Origin of the sequence: Roseicyclus sp., assembly GCF_052168335.1 — a bacterium.
In the GTDB taxonomy this organism is placed as follows: Bacteria; Pseudomonadota; Alphaproteobacteria; order Rhodobacterales; family Rhodobacteraceae; genus Roseibacterium.
On sequence record NZ_JBQLZP010000099.1, the window covers coordinates 1 to 6,761 of the forward strand.

Genomic DNA, 6,761 nt, shown 5'->3' on the forward strand with positions numbered 1-6,761 from the left:
CGGTTGCAAAAATCTGTGCTCATGGCACTCTTACTTTTGCCCTGAAAGCGGGGCATAACGCTGGCCGCCCCTCACCGCCGGAGGACCGAAGACGGCATGAACGTGACACTGAAGGACGTGGCGATGCGTGCGGGCGTTTCGCGCTCGGCGGTGTCGCGCACATTCACGGCAGGGGCCTCGGTGTCCGAGAAGACCCGCGCCAAGGTGCAGAAGGCCGCGGCGGAACTCGGCTACAGCCCCAACGCGCTCGCCTCCTCGCTGACGACGGGGCGCACGAAGCTGATCGGGCTCATCTCCAACAACTTCCACAACCCGCTGTTCCTCGAGGTCTTCGACCGCTTCACGCGCGGGTTGCAGGAGCGGGGGCTGCGGCCGCTCCTCGTCAACCTCAGCCATGAAACCGATCCCGCGAATTCGCTCCGGATGCTGCGGCAATACTCGGTCGATGGGGTGATCGTCGCCTCCTCGACCCTGCCGCCGAGCTTCGCCGAGGCCTTCCGCGACGCCGGGATGCCCGTGGTCCATTCCTTCGGCCGCTACAGCACCAGCCCCCATGTCCACGTCGTCGGCATCGACAACATCGCCTGCGGGCGCTTGGCCGCCGAGACGCTCGTGCGGCACGGCTACCGGCGGGTGGCCTTCCTCGGCGGCCCCGAAAGCGCCACCTCGACCCAGGACCGCGCGCGCGGCTTCTTCGGCGCGCTCTCCGCTTACCCCGATGTCGAGGCGACGGTCAGCTACGCCACCGCCTATTCCTTCCATGCGGGCCGCGTCGAGATGACCAAGCTCCTCATGTCCGAACCGGCCGAGGCCTATTTCTGCGGCGACGACGTGCTGTCGATCGGCGCGCTCAGCGCCATCGGCGAGGCCGGGCTGTCGGTGCCGGAGGATATCGGGCTGATCGGGCTCAACGACATGGAAATGGCGGGCTGGCAGAACATCGACCTGACGACCATCCGCCAGCCCATCGCCGAGATCATCGAGGCCTCGATCGACCTCGTCGTGGGCACGATCGCGCGGCCCGACCGCCACCCCGAGACGCGGCTCTTCCCCTGCCGGGTGATCGAGCGGGGGACGCTGCGCCCCCTGCCCTAGCGGAACATCGGCGGCCGCGCGTCGGTCCAGGCGCCGCCGGCCTGCGCCGAGGCGACGCAGGCATGGACCGCGGCCATGGAGCGGAGGCCGTCCTCCGCCGTGGGCAGCCCGTCGCGCGCCTGCCCCCGGATCGCGGCGGCGAGGTCGACGTAGATGTTGGCGACGGCCAGCGGGAAGCCCTCGGGATGCGCGATGGCGACGCGGCTGAGGCGCGCAGCCTCGTCCGACAGGCCCGCCTCGCCCTTCTCCATGATCTGCGTGCGCCCGCCCACGGGGGTATAGAGCACCTGGTTCGGCTGCTCCGAGGCCCAGCGCATCCCCCCGGTCTCGCCGAAGACCTGGATGTCGAAGCCGTGCTGCCGCCCGATGGCGACCGAGGAGGTCCAGAGCCGCCCGACCGTGCCGCCAGACATGCGGAAATTCACCATCGCGTCGTCCTCGAGCACCCGGCTCGGGATGGTCGAGGCGAAGTCGGCCGAGACGCGCTCCACCTCGTCGCCCGCGACGAAGCTCGCCATGTGAAGCGCGTGGATGCCGCAATCGGCGAACTGCCCCGACACGCCCGCCATCGCCGGGTCGTAGCGCCAGCGCACGCGCGGATTGTCGGCGTCGGTGGCGTCGCCGTGGTGCCCGTGACTGAAGTTCGTCACCACCAGCCGCACGCGCCCGATCTGCCCGGTGCGGACCATGTGCCGCATCTCGCGCACCATCGGATAGGCGGAATAGCAGTAGTTCACTGCGCAGATCCGGCCCGAGGCCCTGGCGACGCGAACGATCTCCTCGCCTTCCTCGACGGTCATGGTCATCGGCTTCTCGCACAGGACGTGGAAGCCAGCCTCGAGGAATGCTTTCGTGATCTCGAAATGGGTGGAGTTGGGCGTCGCGACGGTCACGAGGTCCACGCGGTCGGGGCGGCCTTGCTCGCCCTCCAGCATCTCGCGCCAGTCGCCATAGGCGCGGTCCGCCGCGATGCCGAGGCGCTGCGCATAGTCGCGCCCGCGTGCGGGATCGGCGTCGAGCGCCCCCGCGACGAAGGCGAAGTTCCCGTCCGCCTGCGCGCCGAGCCGGTGCGCCGGCCCGATCTGCGATCCTTCGCCCCCGCCGATCATGCCCCAGTTGAGCTTCATGGCCATGCCCTCAGAACCCGATGGAGGCGAGGTAGTCGCGGTTCGCGCGCGCGTCGTCCACGGGCGAGACGTCGAGCGTCGGGTCGCAGTCCTGCTCGACGGTGCACCAGCCCTCGAACCCTGCGTCGAGGAGGAGCTGCCGGACCGCCGGGAAATCCACGTCGCCCTGCCCGAGATTGCAGAAGATGCCCTGCCCGCAGGCCTCGTAGAAGCCGGTGCCCCTCGCGATGGCGTCGGCCTTCACCGCCGGGTCGATGTCCTTGAAGTGCATGTAGGAAATCCGGTCCATGTGGCGGCGCATGAAGGCCACCGGGTCGAAGCCCGCATAGGAATGGTGGCCGGTGTCGAAGCAGATCTTCAGGATCTCCTCCGGCACCTCGTCGAGGAGGCGCTCGAGCTCGGGCTCGAAGTCCATGAAGCCCGCCGCGTGGGCGTGGATGCCGACGGTCAGGCCATACTCCTCGGCCCCCATCCGCGCGACATGGGCGATACGGTCGCGGAAGGCGGCCCATTCGGCGGCGTCCATCTGCTCGGCATCGGCGGGGCGTCCGGCCGTCGGCGCGCGGCGGGGCGAGATCGAGTCGATCAGGACGAGGTGTCGCGCGCCATGGGCCACCAGCGCCTTGCAGGTCCGCACCGCGCCGTCGAGGACGTCGTCCCACTGGTCCGGATCGTGGAAGGCGCGGAAAACGACTCCACCGATGAGCTCGAGCCCGTTCTCGGCCAGCGCGTCGGCAAGGATCGCGGGGTCCTCGGGCATGAAGCCGACGGGGCCGAGCTCGATCCCGCCATAGCCCGCCTCGGCGCATTCCTTCAGCACCCGCCGCCAGGGCGGGTTGCGCGGATCGCTTGCGAACTCGACGCCCCAGGAACAGGGCGCATTGCCGATGCGGATGGTCATTTTCCCTCTCACTCCTCGGGGATGGTGCGCCAGCGGCCATCCTCGGCCGAGGCGAAGGCGGTGTCGATGACGCGGGCGACGGCGAGCCCGTCGCGGAACGTGGGCCAGACGGGGTCGCCCGTCTCGATGGCGCGCAGGAAGTCGCGCGCCTCGATGATGATCTGGTCCTGGTAGCCGGTGCCATGCCCCGGCCCCTGGCAGAACGGCAGGTAGTCCGGGTGCTCCGGCCCGGTCAGGATCCTGGTGAAGCCGCGCGTGGCCTCGGGCCCCTCGGCACGGTAGAGCCAGACGGCGTTCTGATCCTCCTGGTCGAAACGGATGGCGCCCTTCGTGCCGTGGATCTCGTAGGCATAGCCCATCTTCCGCCCGGTGGCCGCGCGGCTGAAATAGAGGTGTCCCATCGCGCCGGAGGCGAAGCGCACCATCATCTGCGCGTGGTCGTCGTTGTCGACGGCGGCGGGGCCGTCGGGGCCGGGCCGCGTCTGGTGCAGCGTCTCGATCCGCGCCGAAAGCTCGGCGATCGGCCCCATCAGCGCCAGCGCGCAGTTGATCATGTGGGGCGAGAGGTCGCCCATCGTCCCGTTGGGCCGCCCGCTGGTGCGCCAGTTGGCGGGCGAGTCGGGGTCGGCGAGGAAATCCTCCGTATGCTCGCCCCGGAACCACGTCACCCGCCCGATGACGCCCCCGGCCAGCAGCCTGCGCACGAACTGCGTCGCGGGCGTGCGGACGTAGTTGAAGCCGATCATGTTGGGAAGGCCGGACGCCTCGGCTGCGGCGACCATCGCCTGCGCATCCCCGAGCGACGCGCCGAGCGGCTTCTCGCAGAAGACGGGCTTGCCGGCGGCGAAGGCGGCCAGCGCGATCTCGCGGTGGGTCGTCTGGGGCGAGGCGATGACGACGGCCTCCACCTCGGGGTCCGCGACCACGCCGCGCCAGTCGTCGGCGGCGCGGGCGAAGCCGTAGGCGGCGCGGTAGCGTTCGGCCGAGGCGGGGCTGCCCGCCGCGATGGCGACGAGGCGCGGCCGGAGCCCCGTGTCGAACACGGCGCCGACGGCGGAGAGGGCGACGGCATGCGCCTTGCCCATGTAGCCGCCCCCGATGAGGCCCATTCCGATCTCGCGCACGGCACCCTCCCAAGCCCGGCAATCCGGTTGCAACCGGTTGCAAAACTCGTATCCTGAGATTCGCTCCGTCGCAACCGGCAAACGCGGGGATCGGGGCACGCAGGGAGGAGACATGAGCGGCAACGGAGACACGATCCGGCTGACGGTGGCGCAGGCCATCGTGCGCTACCTGATGAACCAGTTCATCGAGATCGACGGCGTCGAGACGCGCATCTGCGGCGGCGGCTTCGGCATCTTCGGCCACGGCAACGTCCCCTGCCTCGGCGAGGCGCTCTACCCCGTGCGCGAGGAGATGCCGCTCTATCGCGGGCAGAACGAGCAGAGCATGGGCTTCGCCGCCGCAGCCTACGCCAAGTATCATCTGCGCCGCCGCTTCATGTTCTGCACGGCCAGCGCCGGGCCCGGCACGGCGAACCTGCTGACCGCCTCGGCGCTCGCCCATGCCAACCGTCTGCCGATGCTGATGCTTTGCGGCGACACGTTCCTCACGCGTCTGCCCGATCCCGTGCTCCAGCAGCTCGAGCATTTCGGCAACCCCGCCCTCGGCCTCAACGACGCCTTCAAGGCCGTGACCCGCTACTGGGACCGGATCACGCATCCCGCGCAGGTGATCCAGACGCTGCCTGCCGCGCTGGCCACGATGCTCGACCCCGCCGAGTGCGGGCCCGCCTTCCTCGCCCTGCCGCAGGACCTCCAGGGCTGGGCCTACGACTACCCCGAGGCCTTCTTCGCGCGCCGCGTCCACCGCATCCGCCGGCAGGGCCCCGATGCCGCCGAAGTGGCCGAGGCCGCCGCCGCGCTGAAGGCGGCCGAGCGGCCCATGATCATCGCGGGCGGCGGCGTGCAGTATTCCGGCGCCGTGGCGGAGCTCACCGCCTTCGCCGAGGCGCACGGCATCCCCGTGGTCGAGACCATCGCGGGCCGCGCCAACATGCTGGCCACCCATCCGCTCAACATCGGGCCCATCGGCGTCACCGGCTCGGACAGCGCCAACGCCATCGCGGAACGGGCGGACGTGGTCCTCGCGGTCGGCACGCGGCTCCAGGACTTCACGACCGGTTCCTGGACGGCCTTCGACCGGGACGCGCGCTTCATCGGGCTGAACGTGGGCCGCCACGACGCGATGAAGCACCTCGCCCTGCCCCTCGTCGGCGACGCGAAGCTGGGGCTTCTCGCGCTCGGCGCGGCGCTGGGCGACTACCGCGCGCCCTCGAGCTGGCAGTCCTACGCGAAACAGGAGCGCCAGGCCTGGGACGCCTACGTCGCCGGGAACGTCGCCCCCGGGAACCGACCGAACTCCTACGCGCAGGCCATCGGCGTGGTGAACGACCTCTGCGATCCGCGCGACCGCGTGGTGACGGCGGCGGGCGGACTTCCGGCGGAGGTGACGGCCAACTGGCGCACGCTCGACATCGGGACGGTGGACGTCGAGTTCGGCTTCTCCTGCATGGGCTACGAGATCGCCGGCGGCTGGGGCGCCCGCATCGCCCAGAGCGAGGTGGAACCGGACAGGGATACCATCGTCTTCGTCGGCGACGGCAGCTACCTCCTGATGAACTCGGACATCTATTCCTCCGTGCTCACGCGGAAGAAGCTGATCGTGCTCGTCCTCGACAACGGCGGCTTCGCGGTGATCAACAAGCTGCAGAACAACACCGGCAACGAGAGCTTCAACAACCTCATCGCCGATTGCCCCACCGTGCCCGAGGCCTTCGCCGTCGATTTCGAGGGGCACGCGCGGTCCATGGGCGCGGACGCGGTGACCGTCGCCAACCCGGCGGAGCTGGCCGAGGCCTTCAAGGCCGCCAAGGCGTCGGAAAAGACCGCCGTGATCGTCATGCAGGTCGACCCCTACGAGGGCTGGACCAAGCAGGGCCACGCCTGGTGGGAGGTCGGCACGCCCGAGGTTTCCGAGAGCGAGAAGGTGCGCGACAAACACGCCGAGCAGGAAGCGACGCGCATCCGGCAGAGGCAGGGCGTGTGATGGCGGACCTCTCGCGCCTGAAGGGCCGGAACTTCGTCATCATCGGGCGGGCGGGCATGGACTTCTACCCCGAGCCGCCGGGGACGAAGACCGAGCACGCGACGCATTTCTTCTCCTGCCTCGGCGGCTCCTCGGCCAATATCGGCGTGGCGCTGGTGAAGCTCGGCGGACGTGCCGACCTCGTCACCTGCGTCTCCGACGACGCCATCGGGCGGTTCGCGCTGAACGAACTCGACCGTTACGGCGTGGGCCGCGCGCATGTGCGATCGGTGGGCGGCGAGGCGCGGAACTCGCTCGCCGTGGTGGAAACCACGATCGAGGACCACCAGTCGGTCATCTACCGCAACGGCGCCGCCGATTTCGAGATGAACGTCGCGGACGTGGAGGCGGTCGACTACGCCACCTATTCGGGCCTGATCACCACCGGAACCGTCCTCGCCGCCGAACCTTCGCGCGGCGCGGCCTTCCGCGCCTTCGAGCTGGCGCGCGCGGCGGGCAACGCCGGCGGCTGGGCCTTCGATGCCATCTAC

At 70.0% G+C, this 6,761-nt stretch carries 6 protein-coding genes; 3 read left to right on the forward strand and 3 right to left on the reverse strand.

The window, feature by feature from the left end; all coding sequences use genetic code 11:
- Positions 1–96: 96 nt before the first annotated feature.
- Complete coding sequence (locus ACTS11_RS03155; RefSeq protein WP_442638890.1) at positions 97–1,095, forward strand: LacI family DNA-binding transcriptional regulator; 999 nt, start codon at positions 97–99, stop codon at positions 1,093–1,095.
- On the opposite strand, the gene ACTS11_RS03160 is transcribed toward ACTS11_RS03155, so the two are convergent.
- The 3 genes from ACTS11_RS03160 to ACTS11_RS03170 are packed head-to-tail and all read right to left on the reverse strand — an operon-like array spanning position 1,092 to position 4,247.
- Positions 1,092–2,228 (reverse strand): Gfo/Idh/MocA family protein, encoded by a 1,137-nt coding sequence (locus tag ACTS11_RS03160; RefSeq protein WP_442638891.1) that lies wholly within the window; start codon positions 2,226–2,228, stop codon positions 1,092–1,094. The two genes, ACTS11_RS03155 and ACTS11_RS03160, sit on opposite strands and share 4 nt — an antisense overlap.
- 4 nt (positions 2,229–2,232) lie before the next feature.
- Positions 2,233–3,123, reverse strand: coding sequence for a sugar phosphate isomerase/epimerase family protein (locus ACTS11_RS03165; protein ID WP_442638892.1), 891 nt, complete (start codon positions 3,121–3,123; stop codon positions 2,233–2,235).
- Between the two features lie 8 nt (positions 3,124–3,131).
- On the reverse strand, positions 3,132–4,247 hold the full coding sequence (locus ACTS11_RS03170; protein ID WP_442638893.1) for a Gfo/Idh/MocA family protein: 1,116 nt from the start codon (positions 4,245–4,247) through the stop codon (positions 3,132–3,134).
- Between the two features lie 112 nt (positions 4,248–4,359).
- On the opposite strand from ACTS11_RS03170, the gene iolD reads away from it, so the two are divergent.
- Positions 4,360–6,231, forward strand: coding sequence for a 3D-(3,5/4)-trihydroxycyclohexane-1,2-dione acylhydrolase (decyclizing) (iolD, locus tag ACTS11_RS03175; protein ID WP_442638894.1), 1,872 nt, complete (start codon positions 4,360–4,362; stop codon positions 6,229–6,231).
- Positions 6,231–6,761 (forward strand): PfkB family carbohydrate kinase (locus ACTS11_RS03180; RefSeq protein WP_442638895.1); only part of this gene is annotated, 531 nt, incomplete at its 3' end. The genes iolD and ACTS11_RS03180, both read left to right, overlap by 1 nt.